Below are 21979 nucleotides of genomic sequence, written 5' to 3' on the forward strand. Positions count from 1 at the left end.
CGGGCGCGGCACTCGGATTACGTTCTCCCAGCCCGCGCGGTTCGTCCGCGCTACCAGCCGCGTTCGCGCCACTCCGGCAGATGCGGCCGCTCCGCGCCCAGCGTCGTGTCGTTGCCGTGTCCGGGGTAGACCCAGGTCTCGTCCGGGAGCTGGTCGAACAACTTGGCCTCGACGTCGGAGATCAGGCTGTCGAAGGCGTCCGCGTCGCCTCGGGTGTTGCCCACACCGCCCGGGAAGAGGCAGTCCCCGGTGAAGACGTGCGGGTGGCCGTGCGGGTCGTCGTAGATCAGCACGATGCTCCCCGGGGTGTGGCCGACGAGCCGGCGTGCGGTGAGCTCGACGCGGCCGACCCGGATCGTGTCTCCGTCGTCGACCAGGACGTCGGTCGGGACGGGAATGCCCGCGGCGTCGTGGCGGCCGGCGTAGGTCCGGGCGCCGGTCGTCTCGACGATGTCGGCGAGGGCCTGCCAGTGGTCGGCGTGCCGGTGGGTGGTGACCACCGAGGCGATGCCGCCCTCGCCGATGAGGTTGAGCAGCGTCCGGGGCTCGTTCGCCGCGTCGATCAGCAGTTGCACGTCGGTCGCGCGGCAGCGCAGCAGATAGGAGTTGTTCTCCATGGGGCCGACCGCGACCTTCGAGATGATGAGGTCCGGCAGCTCGTGCACATCCGCAGGTCCGCCGACCTGCACCGCTCCGCTGTAGGTCATGGTGTCAGCCTAGTGGCGGCAGCGCGGGCAGGACGGAGCCGCCGGTGTCGAGTCCGCTGCCGTCGGCACGGCCCGTCAGCCAGCCGAGCAGGGCGGCGGCGGAGCCCGAGACGGAGGTGGGCTCGGCGTCGGTGCGGCCGGTACGCCAGACGCGTCCGTCGGCGGCGCGGATCTCCAGGGCCGGGACGTCCGGGCGGCCCGCGAAGCGCTCTCCGGCCACGTAGTCCAGGTCGCGGTCGACGAAGGAGGTCGGCAGGGACTCGACTTCGCAGCCGGTGCCGAGGTCCACGTGGTGGAGCTCGACCTCGATGAGGCGGCGGAAGGGGATGCGGTCGGCGCGGTCGGTGATCTTGTTTCGGAGTTCGACCGTGCGCTGCCAGGCCTCGGGATGAAGCGCGGCGGCCGCGGCGTTGAAACGGTCGGCGCTCGCGGCGAGGTCCTCGAGTTGGGCCTCGAGCGGGCGTGCGGCGTCGCGCTCGATGTCCGCGTCCCGGCTCTCGGCGCTGGCGTACATGGGGATGTGGGTGCCTGTGCGGGCGGCGGTGAGGACGTTGACGAGCGCGTCGGCATTGCGCGCGACGTGGGCCAGCACGTGCCCCCGTGACCAGCCCGGGAGCCGGGACGGCTCGCGGAGGGCCGCGTCGTCGAGCTTGCCCGCCGTGGCGATCAGCCGGTCGGTGGCTTCGCGTACGGCGGCCATGTCCTGTGCGTGATCGGTCATGACCCGACGCTATCGCCGCCACACGTTCGGGTGAAGGAGGTGAAGAGGGGCCAGAAATCGAATGTGCGTGCTATAGGCTCAGCTCTGGCATCCGCACGACATCGTTGTGGCGCCTCCCCATACCCTGGACCGGGGGTGCGGCGCATCCCACCTCTCTCAAGAAAGGTGCCGACCGGCGTGGCCGACCGTCTCATCGTCCGTGGCGCTCGCGAGCACAACCTCAAGAACGTCTCGCTCGACCTGCCCCGGGACTCCCTCATCGTCTTCACCGGGCTGTCGGGATCGGGGAAGTCTTCGCTCGCGTTCGACACGATCTTCGCCGAGGGACAGCGCCGTTACGTCGAGTCGCTGTCCTCGTACGCCCGTCAGTTCCTGGGGCAGATGGACAAGCCCGATGTGGACTTCATCGAGGGCCTCTCCCCGGCGGTGTCCATCGACCAGAAGTCGACCTCGCGCAACCCCCGCTCGACGGTCGGCACGATCACCGAGGTCTACGACTACCTCCGGCTCCTCTTCGCCCGCATCGGCAAGCCGCACTGCCCCCAGTGCGGCCGCCCGATCTCCCGCCAGTCGCCGCAGGCGATCGTCGACAAGGTGCTCAGCCTGGAGCCGGGCAGCCGCTTCCAGGTCCTCTCGCCACTGGTGCGCGAGCGCAAGGGCGAGTTCGTGGACCTCTTCTCCGACCTCCAGAGCAAGGGCTACAGCCGGGCCCGGGTGGACGGCACGACGGTCCATCTGACGGAGCCGCCGAAGCTGAAGAAGCAGGAGAAGCACACCATCGAGGTGGTCGTCGACCGGCTCACTGTCAAGGAGGGCGCGAAGCGCCGGCTCACCGACTCCGTGGAGACCGCGCTCGGTCTCTCCGGAGGCATGGTGATCCTCGACTTCGTGGACCTGGACGAGGACGACCCGCAGCGCGAGCGGATGTTCTCCGAGCACCTCTACTGCCCGTACGACGACCTGTCCTTCGAGGAGCTGGAGCCGCGCTCCTTCTCCTTCAACTCGCCGTTCGGCGCATGCCCCGAGTGCACCGGCATCGGCACCCGCATGGAGGTCGATCCGGATCTGATCGTCCCGGACGAGGAGAAGTCCCTCGACGAGGGCGCCATCAACCCCTGGTCGCACGGGCACACCAAGGACTACTTCTCCCGGCTGGTGGGGGCACTGGCCGACGAGCTGGGCTTCCGTACGGACATCCCGTGGGCCGGGCTGCCGCAGCGTGCGAAGAAGGCCCTGCTGCACGGCCACCGGACGCAGATCGAGGTGCGGTACCGCAACCGCTACGGGCGCCAGCGCGCGTACACCACCTCCTTCGAGGGCGCGGTGCCGTTCGTCAAGCGGCGGCACGCGGAGGCGGAGAGCGACAGCAGCCGCGAGCGCTTCGAGGGCTATATGCGCGAGGTGCCCTGCCCGACCTGTGAGGGCACCCGGCTCAAGCCGGTCGTGCTCGCCGTCACCGTGCAGGGGAGGTCGATCGCGGAGGTCGCCGCGATGTCGATCAGCGACTGTGCCGACTTCCTCCGGGACATGAAGCTCACCGCGCGCGAGAAGACGATCGCCGAGCGGGTGCTGAAGGAGGTCAACGAACGGCTGCGCTTCCTGGTCGACGTGGGCCTGGACTATCTGTCGCTCAACCGGGCCGCGGGCACGCTCTCGGGGGGCGAGGCCCAGCGCATCCGGCTCGCCACGCAGATCGGCTCCGGACTCGTCGGCGTGCTCTACGTGCTGGACGAGCCGTCGATCGGCCTGCACCAGCGGGACAACCACCGGCTGATCGAGACGCTCGTACGGCTGAGGGACCTGGGCAACACGCTGATCGTGGTGGAGCACGACGAGGACACGATCAAGACTTCGGACTGGGTCGTCGACATCGGGCCCGGTGCGGGGGAGCACGGCGGCAAGGTGGTGCACAGCGGGCCCCTGAGCGAGCTGCTGACCAACAAGGACTCCGTGACCGGGCAGTATCTGGTCGGCAAGAAGGCCATTCCGACGCCGGAGATCCGCCGGCCGGTGAACGGCTCGAAGCGGCTCACAGTGCGCGGAGCCCGGGAGAACAACCTCCAGGACATCGATGTGTCCTTCCCGCTCGGGGTGTTCACCGCCGTCACCGGTGTCTCCGGGTCCGGCAAGTCGACGCTGGTCAACGACATCCTGTACACGCATCTGGCGCGCGAGCTGCAGGGCGCCCGCACGGTGCCGGGGCGGCACACGCGCGTGGACGGGGACGACCTCGTCGACAAGGTGGTGCACGTAGACCAGTCGCCCATCGGCCGTACGCCACGGTCGAACCCGGCGACGTACACCGGGGTCTTCGACCATGTGCGGAAGCTCTTCGCGGAGACCATGGAGGCGAAGGTGCGCGGCTATCTGCCGGGCCGCTTCTCCTTCAACGTCAAGGGCGGGCGCTGCGAGAACTGCTCCGGCGACGGGACCATCAAGATCGAGATGAACTTCCTGCCGGACGTCTATGTGCCGTGCGAGGTCTGCCACGGGGCGCGCTACAACCGGGAGACCCTGGAGGTCCACTACAAGGGCAAGTCCATCGCCGAGGTGCTGGAGATGCCGATCGAGGAGGCGCTGGACTTCTTCGAGGCCGTGCCCTCCATCTCCCGGCATCTGCGGACGCTGGACGAGGTCGGGCTGGGATACGTCCGCCTCGGGCAGCCGGCGCCCACCCTCTCCGGTGGCGAGGCCCAGCGCGTGAAGCTGGCGAGCGAGCTGCAGAAGCGCTCGACGGGCCGGACGGTCTACGTCCTGGACGAGCCGACCACGGGCCTGCACTTCGAGGACATCAGCAAGCTGCTCAACGTGCTCTCCGGTCTGGTCGACAAGGGCAACACGGTGATCGTCATCGAGCACAACCTCGATGTGATCAAGACCGCCGACTGGGTCGTGGACATGGGCCCGGAGGGCGGCAGCGGCGGCGGCCTGGTGATCGCGGAGGGCACACCGGAGGAAGTCGCGGCGGTCCCCGCGAGCCACACCGGCAAGTTCCTGCGCGACCTGCTGGGGGAGCGGGTCAGCGACGCGGTCCCGCGGCCCCGCTCGGGCATGCCGAACGCGGCGAAGAAGACCTCAGCCGCGAAGGGGAAGGCACCCAGAACGAAGGCGCGCCGCGGCTGACACCCCCCACAGCTGTGGGCAATCGTTCCGCGAGGCGGAACGGGTGGGCACAGCGGCCCGCAGACGGCAACGGTGCGCGCCACCCCGCACCATGGGTTTCCGCTTCGTACGAGGCTGCCGCCCGGTGGCCGGTTGTGCCCACCCTCCCCCAGCTAACGCTGGGGGTGCCCCCAGCCCTGCGGAACGAATGCCCACAACCGGTGGCCGATGGTCGGCGGCGCGGTCCCGTGTCGGCCCGCGACAGTAGGGTGAAGGCATGGCCGACCCCAGCAGCTACCGACCCAAGCCGGGACAGATCCCCGACTCGCCGGGGGTCTATCGGTTCCGCGACGAGCACCGCCGGGTGATCTACGTCGGGAAGGCGAAGAGCCTCCGCCAGCGGCTCTCCTCGTACTTCCAGGACCTCGCCGGGCTGCACCCGCGCACCCGGACCATGGTCACCACCGCGGCCTCCGTCGAGTGGACGGTCGTCTCCACCGAGGTCGAGGCGCTGCAGCTGGAGTACTCCTGGATCAAGGAGTTCGACCCCCGCTTCAACGTCAAGTACCGCGACGACAAGAGCTATCCGTCCCTCGCGGTCACCCTCAATGAAGAGTTCCCCCGGGTCCAGGTCATGCGCGGCCCCAAGAAGAAGGGGGTGCGGTACTTCGGCCCGTACGCCCATGCGTGGGCGATCCGCGAGACCGTCGATCTCCTGCTGCGGGTCTTCCCCGTCCGCACCTGCTCCGCCGGGGTCTTCAAGCGTTCCGCGCAGATCGGGCGCCCCTGTCTGCTCGGCTACATCGGCAAGTGCTCCGCGCCCTGCGTCGGCCGGGTCACCCCCGAGGAACACCGCGAACTCGCCGAGGAGTTCTGCGACTTCATGGCCGGCCGAACCGGAACGTATCTGCGCCGACTCGAGCGGCAGATGCAGGACGCCGCCGAGGCCATGGAGTACGAGAAGGCGGCCCGGCTGCGCGACGACATCGAGGCGCTGCGCCGCGCCATGGAGAAGAACGCCGTCGTCCTCGCCGATGCCACCGACGCCGACCTGATCGCCGTCGCCGAGGACGAGCTGGAGGCCGCCGTCCAGATCTTCCACGTCCGCGGCGGCCGGGTGCGCGGCCAGCGCGGCTGGGTCACCGACAAGGTCGAGGCGGTCGACACCGCGGGCCTCGTCGAGCACGCCCTTCAGCAGCTCTACGGCGAGGAGTCCGGTGAGGGGGTGCCCCGCGAGGTGCTGGTTCCCGCGCTGCCCGACCCGGTCGAGCCGATCGCGCAGTGGCTCTCCGAACACCGCGGCTCGAACGTCAACCTCCGTGTCCCGCAGCGCGGTGACAAGAAGGACCTCATGGCCACCGTGCAGCGCAACGCCCAGCAGGCGCTCGCACTGCACAAGACCAAGCGCGCCTCCGACCTGACCACCCGTTCCCGGGCCCTGGAGGAGATCGCCGAGGCGCTGGACCTGGACTCGGCGCCGCTGCGCATCGAGTGCTTCGACATCTCGCACCTCCAGGGGCAGGACGTGGTGGCTTCGATGGTGGTCTTCGAGGACGGGCTCGCGCGGAAGAGCGAGTACCGCCGCTTCCAGATCAAGGGCCGGGTCGGTGACACCCAGGTCTGGCACGGCGAAGGACAGGACGACGTACGGTCCATGCACGAGGTGATCAGCCGCCGCTTCCGGCGCTATCTTCTGGAGAAGCAGAAGACCGGGGAGTGGGACGAGGAGGCGGGCGACGCGGGCGAGGGCGAGCCGGGCGCCGTGGCCGGTGGGCCCGTCGACCCCGAGACCGGCCGGCCGCGCCGCTTCGCCTACCCGCCCCAGCTCGTGGTCGTCGACGGCGGACAGCCTCAGGTCGCGGCCGCCCAGCGGGCCTTGGACGAGCTGGGCATCGACGACGTGGCCGTCTGCGGCCTCGCCAAGCGGCTCGAAGAGGTCTGGCTGCCCGGTGAGCACGACCCCGTCGTGCTGCCGCGCACCAGTGAAGGGCTCTACCTCCTGCAGCGGATCCGCGACGAGGCCCACCGGTTCGCCATCACCTACCAGCGCAGCAAGCGCGGCAAGCGTATGAAGGCGGGGCCGCTCGACACGGTCCCCGGGCTCGGGGAGACCCGCCGCCAGATGCTGCTGAAGCACTTCGGGTCGGTCAGGCGGCTGCGGGCCGCCACGGTCGACCAGATCTGCGAGGTGCCCGGCATCGGCCGCAAGACGGCGGAGACCGTGGCGGCGGCCCTCGCCGGCGCCGCACCGGTCGCCCCGGCGGTGAACACCGCGACAGGAGAGATCATTGAAGAGGAAACCGCGGCGAGCGTGGCGTCCTCATCGGAACGGGGGCAGGACAGATGACCGAGATCGACGGAGACGGAGCACAGGTGAGTACGGGCACTGCGGCGGAAGGCGGCGCCGTCGACGCGGCGGCCATCCCCGAGCTGGTGATCATCTCTGGGATGTCGGGTGCGGGCCGCAGTACCGCGGCCAAGTGTCTGGAGGACCTCGGCTGGTTCGTGGTCGACAACCTGCCGCCCGCCCTGATCCCGACCATGGTGGACCTCGGCGCCCGGTCGCAGGGCAATGTGGCCCGGATCGCCGTGGTCGTGGACGTCCGTGGCCGGCGCTTCTTCGACAACCTCCGCGAATCCCTCGCCGATCTGAAGGCCAAGAACGTCAAGCGCCGGGTGATCTTCCTGGAGGCGTCCGACGAGGCCCTCGTCCGCCGCTTCGAGTCCGTACGCCGCCCGCACCCGCTCCAGGGCTCCGGCCGGATCGTCGACGGCATCGCCGCCGAGCGGGAGCTGCTGCGCGAACTGCGCGGCGACGCCGACCTGGTGATCGACACCTCCAGCCTCAACGTCCATGAGCTGCGCGCCAAGCTGGACGCCCAGTTCGCGGGCGAGGAGGAGCCGGAGCTGCGCGCCACCGTGATGTCGTTCGGCTACAAGTACGGCCTGCCGGTCGACGCCGATCTGGTGGTGGACTGCCGCTTCCTGCCGAACCCGCACTGGGTCCCGGAGCTGCGCCCCTTCACCGGTCTCAACGAGGAGGTGGCGGGCTATGTCTTCAACCAGCCCGGCGCCAAGGAGTTCCTGGACCGCTACGCCGAGTTGCTCCAGCTCATCGCCACGGGTTACCGCCGCGAGGGCAAGCGCTATGTGACCATCGCCGTCGGCTGCACCGGCGGCAAGCACCGCAGCGTCGCCATGTCCGAGAAGCTCGCCGCGCGGCTCGCCGCGGAAGGGGTCGAGACCGTCGTCGTCCACCGGGACATGGGGCGCGAGTGACCTCGGGAAAGTCCTCTCGGATGCGCCGCGTACGACAACTGGTCCCGGAGCGTACGGGCTTCGCCACCGGCCGCGGTGTCCGCACGTTCCGCCGGCGCGGCACGCAGCCCAAGGTGGTCGCGCTCGGCGGCGGGCGGGGTCTGTCGGCCTCGCTCGCGGCCCTGCGCCGGATCACCGGTGATCTGACCGCGGTCGTCACGGTCGCCGACGACGGCGGGTCCAGCGGCCGGCTCCGCGACGAGCTGGGCGTCCTGCCGCCCGGGGATCTCCGCAAGGCGCTCGCCGCGCTGTGCGGCGACGACGACTGGGGCCAGACCTGGGCCCGGGTCATTCAGCACCGCTTTGCGAGCGAGGGCGACCTGCACGGGCACGCCGTGGGGAACCTGCTGATCGTCGCCCTGTGGGAGCAGCTCGGCGACCACGTCAAGGCCTTGGAGTGGGTCGGCAGGCTGCTCGGCGCGCACGGCCGGGTGCTGCCCATGTCGGCTGTTCCGCTGGAGCTCCAGGCGCAGGTGCGCGGCCACGACCCCGCGCATCCCGACGAGATCTCCACCGTCCGTGGCCAGGCCACGGTCGCACTGACCCCCGGCGAGGTCCTGTCGGTGCACCTCGTACCGCACGACCCGCCGGCCGTCCCCGAGGCGCTCGAGGCGGTCCTCGACGCGGACTGGGTGGTGCTCGGCCCCGGATCCTGGTTCTCCTCCGTCATCCCGCACCTCCTGGTGCCCCAGCTGCTGGACGCACTCATGGAGACCAAGGCCCGCCGGGTGCTGTCGCTGAACCTCGCGCCGCAGCCCGGCGAAACCGAAGGCTTTTCCCCGCAGCGTCATTTGGAGGTTTTGGCCCGACACGCCCCTAAACTCGCCTTCGACGTGGTGCTGGCCGACGAGGCCGCCGTGCCTGACCGGGAAAGCCTGACCGATGCCGCCAAGCGGCTCGGCGGCGCGGTCGAGCTGGCACCGGTGGCCGCGCTCGGGGGCGCCACCCAGCCGCAGGCTGGGGGCGCCTCCACGCCGAAGCACGACCCGGAGCTGCTGGCCGCCGCGTACGACCGTATTTTTCGGATGCATGGAAGGATCGGCCCATGGCGATGACGGCAGCGGTGAAGGACGAAATCTCCCGGCTCCCCGTCACCCGGACCTGCTGCCGGAAGTCCGAGGTCTCGTCGATCCTGCGGTTCGCGGGCGGGCTGCACCTCGTCAGCGGCCGGATCGTGATCGAGGCGGAGCTGGACACCGGCATCGCCGCCCGGCGGCTGCGCAAGGACATCCTGGAGATCTTCGGGCACGCCTCCGACCTGGTGGTGATGGCCCCCGGCGGGTTGCGGCGCGGCAGCCGCTATGTCGTACGCGTCGTGGCGGGCGGTGACCAACTGGCGCGGCAGACCGGGCTGGTGGACGGACGTGGCCGCCCGATCCGGGGGCTGCCGCCGCAGGTGGTCTCCGGCGCGACCTGTGACGCCGAGGCCGCCTGGCGCGGTGCGTTCCTCGCGCACGGCTCGCTCACCGAACCTGGCCGGTCCTCCTCGCTCGAGGTGACCTGCCCGGGGCCCGAAGCGGCCCTCGCGCTGGTCGGAGCCGCCCGCCGGCTCGGCATCGCGGCCAAGGCGCGCGAGGTCCGGGGCGTCGACCGGGTCGTCGTACGGGACGGGGATGCGATCGGCGCGCTGCTGACCCGGCTCGGGGCGCACGAATCGGTGCTGGCCTGGGAGGAGCGGCGGATGCGGCGCGAGGTCCGGGCCACCGCGAACCGGCTCGCCAATTTCGACGACGCCAATCTGCGCCGCTCGGCGCGGGCCGCCGTCGCCGCGGGCGCGCGGGTCCAGCGTGCGCTGGAGATCCTGGGCGAGGAGGTGCCGGAGCACCTGGCGGCGGCCGGGCGGCTGCGGATGGAGCACAAGCAGGCGTCACTGGAGGAGCTGGGGGCGCTTGCGGATCCGCCGCTGACGAAGGACGCCGTCGCGGGCCGCATCCGCCGGCTGCTGGCCATGGCGGACAAGCGGGCCGCGGACCTGGGCATCCCCGGCACCGAGTCCAATCTCACCGAGGAGATGGCCGACGGCATGGTCGGCTGAGCCGCTGGGCCGAAGCCTTCCGCCCCCGGTGCCCGATGCGGGTGCCGGGGGCCAGTCGTTCCCCGGGCTGGGGGCTCCGGCGGGGCTATTGACATGATCATGCAGCATGGCAAGCCTGTCGTCAGCCACAGACGTGGCTGACCACAGCTAGGGGGGTCCATGAGACGCAAGGCGAGATCGATCCTCGCAGCGGCTTCACTGCTCCTGGGCGTGCTGGCGGCAGCACCTGTCGCCCAGGCCTGGCAGGGCGGCGCGACCGACGACGACGAACTGTCCGTATGGAACGCGAAGGTCACCAAGGAGCAGGTACCGCTGCTCCTGCAGGCGGGCGCCGACGGCCATGAGATGGAACACGTGCCGGAGAAGGGCACCACGCAGGTCGAGCTCTTCCTCACCGGCGAGCAGGCCGACCAGCTCGAGAGCAAGGGGGTCGAACTCACCGAGCGGACGATCTCCCGGAAGGCGGAGCAGCGCCTCAAGGCGGCGGGCGACGGCGTCTTCCGCCCGTACGGCGGCGAGAACGGCCTCAAGAAGGAGATCCTCGCCACCGCGCAGGCGCACCCCTCCCTCACCAAGGTCGTCAGCATCGGCAAGTCCCTGAACGGCGAGGACATTCTCGCCCTGAAGATCAGCAAGGGCGCCGACAGGCTGAAGGACGGGTCCAAGCCCTCCGCCCTCTACCTCTCCAACCAGCACGCCCGCGAGTGGATCACCCCCGAGATGACCCGCCGCCTGATGCACCACTACCTCGACGGCTACCGCGAGAACGACCGCATCACCAAGATCGTGGACTCCACCGAGCTGTGGTTCGTGATCTCCGCGAACCCCGACGGCTACGACTTCACCTTCACCCCCGGCAACCGCCTCTGGCGCAAGAACCTCCGCGACAACGACGGCGACGGAAAGATCGTCCCCGGCGACGGTGTCGACCTCAACCGCAACTTCGCCTACAAGTGGGGTTACGACAACGAGGGATCCTCGCCCGATCCCGCGAGTGAGACGTTCCGCGGCACCGGCCCCATGTCCGAGCCCGAGACCAAGGCGCTCGACCGCTTCCAGAAGCGCATCGGCTTCGAATACGGCATCAACTGGCACTCCGCCGCGGAACTGATTCTCTACGGGGTCGGCTGGCAGGTCGCCACCCCGACCCCCGACGACGTCCTCTACCGGGCCCTCGCCGGTACGCCGGAGAAGTCCGCGATACCCGGCTACCGTCCGCAGCTCTCCTCCGAGCTCTACACCACCAACGGCGAGTCCGACGGCCACGCGGCCAACGTCAACGGGATGCTGATGTTCACCCCCGAGATGACGACCTGCGCCACCGCATCCCGTATCGACCCGGACGACGCCTGGAACCCGGCCGACTGCCGGTCCGGCTTCCACTTCCCCGACGACGAGAAGCTGATCCAGCAGGAGTTCGCCAAGAACGTCCCGTTCGCGCTTGCCGTCGCCGAGACCGCCGCTCACCCCGACCAGCCCTCCTCCCCGGTCGGCCTCGACGCCCCGGACTTCACCCCCGACACCTTCACCACCTCCTACGCCCGCGGCGGCGACCAGGAGGTCTCCGTCACCGCCCGCAAGAGCGTGCGCGACAAGCGCCTCAACTACCGCATCGACGGCGGCGGCAGGCACACCGAGCGTCTGGAGGCCTGGGAAGGCGGCGAGCGGTACGGCGGAAAGGACAACCTCCGGTTCGACCAGTACCGCGCCGAGATCGAGGACGCCGAACCCGGCGACAAGGTCGAGGTCTGGTTCACCGGCCGGACGCGGGACGGGAAGCGGACCTCCAGCGAGCCGTTCACCTACACCGTCGCCGAACGGCCCCGCGCCGACACCCTCGTCATCGCCGAAGAAGGCGGCACCGGTCCGGCACAGCACACCATCGCGTACACCAAGGCCCTCGCCGACAACGGACGCAGAGCGGCCGTCTGGGACGTCGCCACCCAGGGCGTACCCCACCCCCTCGGCGTCCTGAGCCACTTCCGCACCGTGCTCTGGTACACCGGCGCCGGCCAGCCCGGCGGCGCCACGCTGCTCGCCGTGCGCGACTACCTCAACGAGGGCGGCAAACTCATCACCACCGGCGAGAAGGCCGGCGGCAGCTCCCGGGTCGGGCGGGCCTCGACCGACGACTTCAGCCAGTACTACCTGGGCGCGGGCGGCCGTATCTCGCTGAAGTCCCCACCCGTCTTCGCGGGCACCGGGAACCTCGACGGTGCCCAGGCATCGCTCGGTGACGCCGGCGGAAACCCGCTGGACGGCGCCGGTGCGTACAGCGTCATCTCCGACGAGCTGCCGCCGAAGGACTTCCCGCAGTTCCGCAGCGCCACCGCGGGGGACTACCCGGGTGTGCGGACTCCGTTCCAGCCGTACGAGGGCGACTGGTTCGCCGCGGCGAAGCATGCGGACAACTCCTGGATGCGGCTCTCCCGCACCGTCGACCTGACCGGGACGGACGTCGCGGCGAAGCCGACGCTGGAGTTCAAGCTCAGCTTCGACACCGAGCAGGACTACGACAATGTGGTCGTCGAGGCGCACACCGTCGGCCAGGACGACTGGACCACCCTGCCCGACGTGCACGGCGGCACCGGCACCGAGGTTCCCGCCGAGTGCTCCGCGGGCTTCTACGTCCGCGGGCACCCCTTCCTGACCCACTACCTCACCGTCGGTGAGGACAGTTGCCAGGCCAAGGGCAGCACCGGCAGCTGGAACCGCTTCACCGGCTCCTCCGACGGCTGGCAGTCCGTCGCCTTCGACCTCAGCGGCTACGCCGGCAAGAAGGTCGAGCTGTCCGTCTCGTACATCACGGACCCGGGTACCGGCGGGCGCGGCGTCTTCGTCGACAACACCCGGCTCGTCGTCGGCGGCACCGGCCAGGAGACCGAGGGCTTCGAGACGGCGCTCGGTCCGTGGACGGTCGCCGGGCCGCCGCCGGGCAGCCCGGCGACCGGTGCGGACTGGGCCCGCTCCCGCGAGCTGTTCCGCTCCTCGGCCGCCGTGGCCACCCGGGACACCGTGCTTCTCGGCTTCGGGCTGGAGCATGTGACCGGGGCGAAGGAACGGGCCCGGCTGGTGGGGGCGGCACTGCGCGCACTGCGCCGCTGACGCTGCGTGTCCCCGACCGCCTGATGTCACCCGACGCGCCCGGGCGGGGTAGGGTCGGGGGTGGTCGGGGACACATCCCATACAGCTCGCCGGCACCCTTCACCGGCGTACCAACGAGGAGATCGGTTCGTGACGATCCGCGTAGGCATCAACGGCTTCGGCCGCATCGGTCGTAACTACTTCCGCGCGCTCCTTGAGCAGGGTGCGGACATCGAGATCGTCGGTGTCAACGACCTGACCGACAACGCCACTCTGGTCCACCTGCTCAAGTACGACAGCATCCTCGGCCGGCTGAAGCATGAGGTCAGCCACACCGAGGACACCATCACGGTCGGCAACCAGACCTTCAAGACGATGGCCGAGCGCGACCCGGCTCAGCTCCCCTGGGGCGAGCTCGGCGCCGACATCGTCATCGAGTCCACCGGCATCTTCACCAAGCGTGCGGACGCCGCGAAGCACCTCGCAGCCGGAGCGAAGAAGGTCCTGATCTCCGCGCCCGCCAAGGACGAGGACATCACCATCGTGATGGGCGTCAACCACGACAAGTACGACGCCGCCCAGCACCACGTCATCTCCAACGCCTCCTGCACCACCAACTGTGTGGCGCCGATGGCGAAGGTCCTCGACGAGAGCTTCGGCATCGTCAAGGGCATGATGACGACGGTCCACGCGTACACCAACGACCAGCGCATCCTGGACTTCCCGCACAAGGACCTGCGGCGCGCCCGCGCCGCCGCGGAGAACATCATCCCGACCTCCACCGGTGCCGCCAAGGCCACCGCGCTGGTCCTCCCGCAGCTCAAGGGCAAGCTGGACGGTATCGCCATGCGCGTGCCCGTGCCGACCGGCTCGGTCACCGACCTCGTCCTCGAGCTCGACCGCGAGGTCACCAAGGACGAGATCAACTCCGCCTTCCAGAAGGCCGCCGAGGGTCAGCTGAAGGGCATCCTGGAGTACACCGAGGACCCGATCGTCTCCTCGGACATCGTGAACTGGCCCGCCTCCTGCACCTTCGACTCGCAGCTGACCATGGTTCAGGGCAAGCAGGTCAAGGTCGTCGGCTGGTACGACAACGAGTGGGGCTACTCCAACCGACTGGTGGACCTGACCACCTTCGTCGGCGGTCAGCTCTGACCATCCGCCAGCGATGTAAGGACGGGGCTCGTATCGACGCGATGGCGCGTCGATACGAGCTCCCCTCTTTGCGGCTAAACCGCCGCCGCTCTCGCGGACGTGGTTGCTCGCCGTAGGGGTTACGCAATTGATGGTTGCCGTGTTCCACGCAAGAGCTGGGTCGCTATCTTGGAGTCCACGTACATGAAGACAATTGACGATCTTATCCGGGCCGGGGTCTCGGGCAGGCGGGTGTTCGTCCGCGCCGACCTGAACGTGCCGCTCGAGGGCACCACGATCACCGACGACGGCCGGATCCGGGCCGTCCTGCCCACCATCGCCGCGCTCGCCGACGCCGGCGCCAAGGTGATCGTCGCCTCCCACCTCGGCCGTCCCAAGGGCGCGCCGGACCCGCAGTTCTCCCTCGCCCCGGCCGCCGCGCGGCTCGGTGAACTCCTCGGCAAAGACGTCGCCTTCGCGACCGACACGGTGGGGGAGTCCGCCCGCGCCACCGTCGCGGGGCTGGCCGACGGCCAGGTCGCGGTGCTGGAGAACCTGCGCTTCAACGCGGGCGAGACCAGCAAGGACGATGCCGAGCGTGGCGCGTTCGCCGACGAGTTGGCGTCCCTGGCCGATGTGTACGTGGGCGACGGCTTCGGCGCCGTGCACCGCAAGCACGCCTCCGTCTACGACCTCCCGGCCCGGCTCCCGCATGCCGCGGGTGGCTTGATCGCCGCCGAGGTCGCCGTCCTGAAGCGGCTCACCGAGGACGTGGGGCGCCCGTACGCGGTGGTGCTGGGCGGCGCCAAGGTCTCCGACAAGCTGGGGGTCATCGACCACCTGCTGGAGAAGGCCGACCGTATCCTGATCGGCGGCGGCATGGCGTACACCTTCCTCAAGGCCCAGGGCCACGAGATCGGCACCTCGCTGCTCCAGGAGGACCAGATCTCGGCCGTCGTGGACTACCTGGAGCGTGCGAAGGCCAAGGGCGTGGAGTTCGTGCTCCCCGTCGACGTGCTCGTCGCGCCGGAGTTCCCGGACCTGAAGACCAAGGCCCCGGCCCATCCGGCGGTCGTCGGTGCGGACGCCATCCCGGCCGATCAGCAGGGCCTGGACATCGGTCCGGAGACCCGCAAGCTGTACGCCGCGAAGCTCGCGGACGCGGCCACGGTCTTCTGGAACGGCCCGATGGGTGTCTTCGAGCACCCCGACTACGCCGAGGGCACCCGCGCGGTGGCTCAGGGCCTGATCGACAGCCCTGCCTTCACCGTCGTCGGCGGGGGCGACTCCGCCGCTGCCGTGCGCACCCTGGGCTTCGACGAGAACGCATTCGGCCACATTTCCACCGGCGGCGGGGCGAGCCTCGAATACCTCGAGGGCAAGACGCTCCCCGGCCTCGCAGCACTGGAGGACTGACCCCCTGATGAGCAGCCGCACTCCGCTGATGGCGGGCAACTGGAAGATGAACCTCAACCACCTCGAGGCCATCGCCCACGTCCAGAAGCTCGCCTTCGCCCTGAATGACAAGGACTACGAGGCCGTCGAGGTCGCGGTCCTGCCCCCTTACACCGACCTGCGCTCGGTGCAGACCTTGGTCGACGGCGACAAGCTGAAGATCGCCTACGGTGCCCAGGACCTGTCCGCGCACGACTCGGGCGCGTACACCGGTGAGATCTCCGGGCCGATGCTGGCCAAGCTGAAGTGCACCTATGTGGTGATCGGGCACTCCGAGCGCCGCCAGTACCACGGCGAGGCCGAGGAGATCGTCAACGCCAAGGTGAAGGCTGCGTTCCGTAACGGTCTGACTCCGATCCTCTGCGTCGGCGAGGGGCTGGACGTTCGCAAGGCGGGCAACCAGGTCGCGCACACCCTCGCCCAGGTCGACGGCGCCCTGAAGGACGTGCCGGCCGAGCACGCCGAGACGATCGTGATCGCCTACGAGCCGGTCTGGGCCATCGGCACCGGCGAGGTCGCCACACCGGAGGACGCCCAGGAGGTCTGTGGGGCGATCCGTGGCCGGCTGGCCGAGCTGTACAGCCAGGAGCTGGCCGATCAGGTCCGCATCCAGTACGGCGGCTCGGTGAAGTCCGGGAACGTCGCCGCGATCATGGCGCAGCCGGATGTGGACGGCGCTCTGATCGGTGGCGCATCGCTGGACGCCGACGAATTCGTCAAGATCGTCCGGTTCCGTGACCAGTGACGTGACCGGTAAGTAGGCCGAAGGCCGCACTCCGTCGTACTCTGTCGGGGCCGGACACAGTCCCCAGCTACCGCTGGGAGGATCCAAGCCCGGCCCCGACACCGATCCAAGCCCGAGAGAGTTGGTCCAGCCGTGATTACGGGATTCTCGATCGCCCTGATCGTCTTCAGCCTGCTGCTGATGCTGCTGGTGCTCATGCACAAGGGGAAGGGCGGCGGTCTGTCCGATATGTTCGGTGGCGGCATGCAGTCCTCCGTCGGTGGCTCCTCGGTGGCCGAGCGCAACTTGGACCGGATCACCGTCGTGGTCGGTCTGCTGTGGTTCGCGTGCATTGTCGCTCTTGGTCTGCTGATCAAGCTGGACAGCTGACCCGTTCGTCCGATACAGCGCGGCCAGCGCGGCCTATCATGAGCTCGGCGTCCACCCTGGGGCGGGGTGTAACTCCTGTCACTGGACGTGCGTTGGGCCTTACGTAGACTGGGCGCCCGCGGCGGAGCTGCATATCGACGCTTCGCGGCACCATCACGCAGGGAGTTACGACCGTGGCAAGTGGCAACGCGATCCGTGGTAGTCGGGTCGGCGCGGGGCCGATGGGTGAGGCCGAGCGGGGCGAGTCCGCGCCACGCCTCCGCATCTCCTTCTGGTGCTCGAACGGGCACGAGACGCAGCCGAGCTTCGCCAGCGACGCGCAGATTCCCGACACGTGGGACTGCCCCCGATGCGGCTTCCCGGCCGGTAAGGACCGGGACAACCCGCCGGACCCGCCGCGCACCGAGCCGTACAAGACCCATCTCGCGTACGTACGGGAGCGGCGCAGCGATGCCGACGGCGAGGCGATTCTCGCCGAGGCGCTCGCCAAGCTCCGCGGCGAGATCTAGCGATCTCGCTCGCAACGCGTCGGGCCCACGGTGGGCCCGCGCCGGCGGCCCCCCTGGCCTGGCCGTAGTTCCGCCCTACGGCCGGGCCAGAAGTGTTTCCCGGCCCCCGGGCCGGTCCGGCGCCTCCCCCAGCTACCGCTGGGTGGGGGTCTCCCGGCGGTAGTCCCCCTGGGCCTGACGGCCCGGGAGGTACCCCCGGGGGGAGTGCCCCAGTCCGCGCCGTCGGGCGTCTCCGCCGTCGCGGAGGGAGTCTTCACCGCCCGCCATGGTGGGCGGGCCGGGCTCGGCGTGGCCGCACTTGTGCCTGCTCTCATCAATTAGGTTGGGAGCCGCAGCGGGGAAGGCACGAGAAGAAGTGGGCTGATGTCCGAGATGAATGCGAGTAAGGGGTACGCGCGCAGCGCTCCTAACAAGGGCGGTGGCGGGCAGGGGGTACCTCCCGGCGGTAGCTGGGGGAGGGTGGGACGCAGGCTCGACCGGATGCCCGAGTGGGCCGCGCTCGCCCGGCACCGGGAACAGCTGGGCGAGGTGTCGTTGCGCGAGCTGTTCGCCGCCGACCCGGAGCGTGCCGGGCGCTACTGCCTCCAGGTGGGTGATCTGTACCTCGACTACTCCAAGCACCTGGTGACGGACGAGACTCTGCGGCTGCTGCGCGACCTCGCGGCGGCGTCCGGCGTCGCGGGGCTGCGGGACGCGATGTTCCGCGGCGAGAAGATCAACAACACCGAGGACCGCGCGGTGCTGCACACCGCCCTGCGCGCTCCGCGCGAGGCCGTCGTCACGGTCGACGGCGAGAACGTCGTGCCCAAGGTGCACGCCGTGCTCGACAGGATGACGGGCTTCGCCGAATCGGTCCGCTCCGGCAAGTGGGTCGGCTCCACGGGCGTGCGGATCCGCAATATCGTCAACATCGGTATCGGGGGCTCGGATCTGGGCCCGGCGATGGCGTACGAGGCACTGCGTCCGTACACCGACCGGTCGCTCACCTTCCGCTTCGTCTCCAATGTGGACGGTGCGGACCTGCACGAGGCCGTGCGGGACCTGGACCCCGCCGAGACGCTGTTCATCGTCGCCTCGAAGACGTTCACCACCATCGAGACGGTCACCAACGCGATCTCCGCACGCACCTGGTTGCTCAACGGTCTCGGCGCGGACGAGAGTGCGGTTCCCTTCCACTTCGTCGCTCTGTCCACGAACGCGGCGGAGGTGGAGAAGTTCGGCATCGACACCGGGAACATGTTCGAGTTCTGGGACTGGGTCGGTGGTCGCTACTCGTTCGACTCGGCCATCGGCCTCTCCCTGATGATCGCCATCGGCCCGGAGCGCTTCCGCGAGCTGCTGGACGGCTTCCGTCGCATCGACGACCACTTCCGTACCGCTCCGCCGGAGGCCAACGCCCCGCTGCTGCTGGGCCTGCTGGGCATCTGGTACGGCAACTTCCACGACGCGCAGGCACACGCGGTGCTGCCCTACAGCCACTACCTCTCGAAGTTCACGGCCTACCTCCAGCAGCTCGACATGGAGTCCAACGGCAAGTCCGTGGACCGCGAAGGCGGCCCGGTGCCGTGGCAGACCGGTCCGGTCGTATGGGGCACTCCGGGCACCAATGGCCAGCACGCCTACTTCCAGCTGCTCCACCAGGGCACCAAGCTCATCCCGGCCGATCTCATCGGCTTCGCCCGGCCGGTCGACGAGCTGCGGCCCGAACTCGCCGCACAGCACGACCTTTTGATGGCCAATCTGTTCGCTCAGGGCCAGGCGCTGGCGTTCGGCAAGACCGCCGAGGAAGTGGCGGCCGAGGGTGTGCCCGCCGAGCAGGTGCCGCACCGCACCTTCCGCGGCAACCGTCCCACCACCACGATCCTGGCCAAGGAGCTCAGCCCGTCCGTGCTCGGCCAACTGATCGCGCTGTACGAGCACAAGGTGTTCGTACAGGGCGCCGTGTGGAACGTCGACTCCTTCGACCAGTGGGGCGTCGAGCTCGGCAAGGTCCTGGCCAAGCGCATCGAGCCGGTCCTCACGGCGGGCAGCGGAGCCGAGAGCCTGGACGGCTCCACGGCTTCCCTGGTGGCGCGCTACCGCTCGCTGCGCGGCCGCTGAGGCTAGGCCCTGTCCGGCCGGTCATGCCGGGCTCGCGACGCCTGGCACCGCGCCTCGCTGCGTTGTCGTCGGTCGCCGATGGCCCCCAGCTACCGCTGGGAGGTGCCCCCACCGCATGGGCTCCCTCCTCCGCCTTGCGATGCTCCCCCAGCTATCGCTGGGAGGTGCCCCCTGCACCAGACCCCGCTCGCTGACCCGGCCTGACCGACCGGACAGGACCTAGGTGACCCGGGCGAGGAAGGCTCGGGTCCGTGGGTGGCCCGGGCGGACGAGCACGTCCTCCGGGCCGCCCTCCTCCACCACGTTGCCGTCGTCCATGAACACCACCCGGTCGGCGACCTCCCGGGCGAAGCCCATCTCGTGCGTCACGACCATCATCGTCATGCCCTCGTCCGCGAGCCTGCGCATCACGGCCAGCACGTCACCGACCAGCTCCGGGTCGAGCGCGCTCGTGGGCTCGTCGAACAGCATCAGCTCCGGCCCCATCGAGAGCGCTCTGGCGATCGCCACCCGCTGCTGCTGGCCGCCCGACAGCTGCGCGGGATAGCCGCTCTCCTTGTCGAGCAGGCCCACCTTCGCGAGGTTCTCGCGCGCCACCTCCACCGCGGCGTCCTGGTCGCGCCGCAGCACGCGCCGCTGGGCGATCGTCAGGTTCTCCATGACCGTCAGGTGCGGAAAAAGGTTGAAGGACTGGAAGACCATGCCGATCCGGCGGCGCACCCGGTCGATGTCGACGTCCGGGTCGGTGATGTCGACTCCGTGCACCAGCACGGTCCCCGCCGTCGGCCGCTCCAGCAGATTCGCACAGCGCAGCAGGGTCGACTTCCCGGACCCCGACGGCCCGATGACGCACACCACCTCCCTCTGTGCGATCCGGAAGTCGATGCCGCGCAGCACCTCCAAGTCGCCGAAGGACTTGTGCAGTCCCCGGATCTCGAGCGCCGACTCGGCCGTCGGCTCCGTCGCCGCCTTCATCGCCGGACTCACCGTGCTCACCGTGCCTTCGCGTGCCGGGCCTCGAGCCGCCGCACCAGCAGCCCGAGCGGGATCGTCACGAGGAGATAGCACAGCCCCGCGACGAAGATGGGCGTGGTGTTGGCCTCCTGGCTGGCCAGGTCGCGACCGAACTTGGTGAGTTCGCGCTGCTCAAGGGTGACCCCGAGGAACAGGACCAGCGAGGAGTCCTTGAAGAGCAGCACCAGCTCGTTCGTCAGCGGCGGCACGATGATCCGGAAGGCCTGGGGGATGACGATCGACCGCATGGCCGTCGCGTACGACATCCCCAGCGTCCGGGCCGCCTCCATCTGACCGCGTGGCACGGCCTGGATGCCGGCCCGGATGGTCTCCGCCATGTACGCGGCGGAGACCAGGCCCAGTGCGCAGGCGACCTGACCGTACGTGCCGCCGGGGAACACCAGCCCCGGGAAGGCCAGCGGTACGCCGACCCCGACGAAGATGAAGATCAGCAGAGCCGGGAGGCCGCGGAAGAACTCGATGTACGCCATCGCCAGCCAGCGGTACGGGCCGACCGACGACAGCCGCATCAGGGCCACGACCAGCCCGAGCACCAGCCCCACACCGAAGCCGGTGAGCGTGTAGATCACGGTGTTCAGCAGCGCGACCGTGATCAGATCGGGGAACAGCTGCTGCGCCACGCCCGGATCGAGGAACTGCTCCTGGAGCCGCTGCCAGTCGGCGAGCGTCGCCAGCAGCACCACCGCGACCACGAAGCCGGCGTACTGCACACCGCGGAGACGTCGCTGCCGCTGTCGTGGCGACGAACGCGTGCTCACTGGGCGGCGTCGCCCTTCGGCATCGGACCGACCCACTGCTCGTAGAGCTTCTTGTACGTGCCGTCCGCACGCGCCTTGTCGATCGCTGCGTTGATCTTCTTCAGCAGATTCGGGTTGCCGTCCTTCTTCACCGCGAAGCCGTACTGCTCACCGGTGTCGAGGTTGCCGACCAGTTCGAACTTCGCTGAGGTGGCGGGCGCCTTGAGCCAGGTCTGCACCACCGGGAAGTCCTGGATGATCACATCGACATCTCCGGTGCGCAGCCCGTTCAGCTCGGCGTCGGAGGACTCGAACGACTTCGGGTCGAGCCCCGCCTGGCGGGCGAAGTCCTCGCCGGTCGTCGAGGACTGGGAACCGATCTTCAGCTTCTGCGCCTTCACCTCGTCAAGCGAGGCGACATTCAGCCCCTTGCGAGCCAGCAGTGCCTGCGTGGCGTCGAAGTACGGCACCGAGAAGTCGAGGTACTTCTTGCGCTCGTCGGTGATGGTCATTCCGGCCGCGGCGACGTCGCAGGTGTTCGCATTGAGATCGGCGCCGGTCTTGATGGTCTCGAAGGCCTTGTCGACGATGACCTGCTTGACACCCAGTTCCTTGGCCACGAGGTCGATCATCGCCACGTCGAAGCCGACGATCTTCCCGTCCTTCTCGAACTGGAAGGGCGGATAGGGGAGATGGGTGCAGGTGGTGAGCTGTCCGGGCTTGACCAGCTGCACGCCCTTGACGGTTGCGGAAGCCGACTCCCCGGAGCCGCAACCCGCGACGGCGAGTGTGAGGGCGGCGGCGAGGGCCAGTGCGGAGGATCTGCGGAGTGCGAGGCGGGACGGCGAGGTCATCGGTACCCCCTGTGCGACGGCGACCTGAGATCGCACAGCCTGACGCACGTATACGACAGGTGTCCAGACCGGAG

The 21979-nt window shown here is 69.6% G+C and carries 17 protein-coding genes; 12 read left to right on the forward strand and 5 right to left on the reverse strand.

The window, feature by feature from the left end; genetic code table 11:
- Positions 1–50: 50 nt before the first annotated feature.
- Positions 51–707 carry an MBL fold metallo-hydrolase gene (locus ACTWQI_RS10530; RefSeq protein WP_443269516.1) on the reverse strand — a complete coding sequence of 219 codons (657 nt, stop codon included), beginning with the start codon at positions 705–707 and terminating at the stop codon, positions 51–53.
- 4 nt (positions 708–711) lie between these two features.
- A complete protein-coding gene (locus tag ACTWQI_RS10535; protein WP_443269517.1) occupies positions 712–1428 on the reverse strand; it encodes a maleylpyruvate isomerase family mycothiol-dependent enzyme in 717 nt (238 codons plus the stop codon).
- Between the two features lie 177 nt (positions 1429–1605).
- Here ACTWQI_RS10535 and uvrA point away from each other — a divergent pair, with 177 nt between their 5' ends.
- The 12 genes from uvrA to pgi all read left to right on the forward strand — a co-directional run bounded on the left by uvrA (position 1606) and on the right by pgi (position 19279).
- Complete coding sequence (uvrA, locus tag ACTWQI_RS10540; protein ID WP_443269518.1) at positions 1606–4551, forward strand: excinuclease ABC subunit UvrA; 2946 nt, start codon at positions 1606–1608, stop codon at positions 4549–4551.
- Positions 4552–4807: 256 nt separating this feature from the next.
- The gene (gene uvrC, locus ACTWQI_RS10545; RefSeq protein ID WP_443269519.1) at positions 4808–6877 is read left to right on the forward strand and encodes an excinuclease ABC subunit UvrC; all 2070 of its coding nucleotides are present in this window, start codon (positions 4808–4810) and stop codon (positions 6875–6877) included.
- Positions 6874–7809: an RNase adapter RapZ gene (rapZ, locus tag ACTWQI_RS10550; protein WP_443269520.1), complete on the forward strand. Its 936-nt coding sequence runs from the start codon at positions 6874–6876 to the stop codon at positions 7807–7809. The genes uvrC and rapZ overlap by 4 nt, the downstream gene beginning before the upstream one ends.
- 20 nt (positions 7810–7829) lie before the next feature.
- Positions 7830–8903: a gluconeogenesis factor YvcK family protein gene (locus ACTWQI_RS10555; RefSeq protein ID WP_443269521.1), complete on the forward strand. Its 1074-nt coding sequence runs from the start codon at positions 7830–7832 to the stop codon at positions 8901–8903.
- Entirely contained in the window at positions 8894–9883 is a 990-nt protein-coding gene (gene whiA, locus ACTWQI_RS10560; protein WP_443269522.1) for a DNA-binding protein WhiA, read from the forward strand. The genes ACTWQI_RS10555 and whiA overlap by 10 nt, the downstream gene beginning before the upstream one ends.
- Positions 9884–10042: 159 nt before the next feature.
- Positions 10043–12988, forward strand: coding sequence for a M14 family zinc carboxypeptidase (locus ACTWQI_RS10565; RefSeq protein WP_443269523.1), 2946 nt, complete (start codon positions 10043–10045; stop codon positions 12986–12988).
- A 129-nt stretch (positions 12989–13117) separates the two neighbouring features.
- Entirely contained in the window at positions 13118–14122 is a 1005-nt protein-coding gene (gap, locus tag ACTWQI_RS10570; protein WP_443269524.1) for a type I glyceraldehyde-3-phosphate dehydrogenase, read from the forward strand.
- A gap of 183 nt (positions 14123–14305) precedes the next feature.
- A complete protein-coding gene (locus tag ACTWQI_RS10575) occupies positions 14306–15517 on the forward strand; it encodes a phosphoglycerate kinase (protein WP_443269525.1) in 1212 nt (403 codons plus the stop codon).
- A 7-nt stretch (positions 15518–15524) separates the two neighbouring features.
- Complete coding sequence (gene tpiA, locus ACTWQI_RS10580; protein WP_443269526.1) at positions 15525–16301, forward strand: triose-phosphate isomerase; 777 nt, start codon at positions 15525–15527, stop codon at positions 16299–16301.
- Between the two features lie 132 nt (positions 16302–16433).
- Positions 16434–16670, forward strand: coding sequence for a preprotein translocase subunit SecG (gene secG, locus ACTWQI_RS10585; protein ID WP_443269527.1), 237 nt, complete (start codon positions 16434–16436; stop codon positions 16668–16670).
- A gap of 173 nt (positions 16671–16843) precedes the next feature.
- Positions 16844–17179: an RNA polymerase-binding protein RbpA gene (locus ACTWQI_RS10590; protein ID WP_076971064.1), complete on the forward strand. Its 336-nt coding sequence runs from the start codon at positions 16844–16846 to the stop codon at positions 17177–17179.
- 480 nt (positions 17180–17659) lie between these two features.
- Positions 17660–19279, forward strand: coding sequence for a glucose-6-phosphate isomerase (gene pgi, locus ACTWQI_RS10595; RefSeq protein ID WP_443269641.1), 1620 nt, complete (start codon positions 17660–17662; stop codon positions 19277–19279).
- Between the two features lie 219 nt (positions 19280–19498).
- On the opposite strand, the gene ACTWQI_RS10600 is transcribed toward pgi, so the two are convergent.
- From ACTWQI_RS10600 to ACTWQI_RS10610, 3 genes are read right to left on the reverse strand one after another with little or no spacing between them, the layout of a single operon-like run.
- Positions 19499–20254, reverse strand: coding sequence for an amino acid ABC transporter ATP-binding protein (locus ACTWQI_RS10600; RefSeq protein ID WP_443269642.1), 756 nt, complete (start codon positions 20252–20254; stop codon positions 19499–19501).
- 17 nt (positions 20255–20271) lie between these two features.
- A complete protein-coding gene (locus ACTWQI_RS10605) occupies positions 20272–21072 on the reverse strand; it encodes an amino acid ABC transporter permease (protein ID WP_443269528.1) in 801 nt (266 codons plus the stop codon).
- Positions 21069–21905, reverse strand: coding sequence for an ABC transporter substrate-binding protein (locus ACTWQI_RS10610; protein ID WP_443269529.1), 837 nt, complete (start codon positions 21903–21905; stop codon positions 21069–21071). The genes ACTWQI_RS10605 and ACTWQI_RS10610 overlap by 4 nt, the downstream gene beginning before the upstream one ends.
- Positions 21906–21979: the final 74 nt, after the last annotated feature.

This window comes from Streptomyces sp. KR80 (assembly GCF_052245555.1).
Lineage (GTDB): Bacteria > Actinomycetota > Actinomycetes > Streptomycetales > Streptomycetaceae > Streptomyces.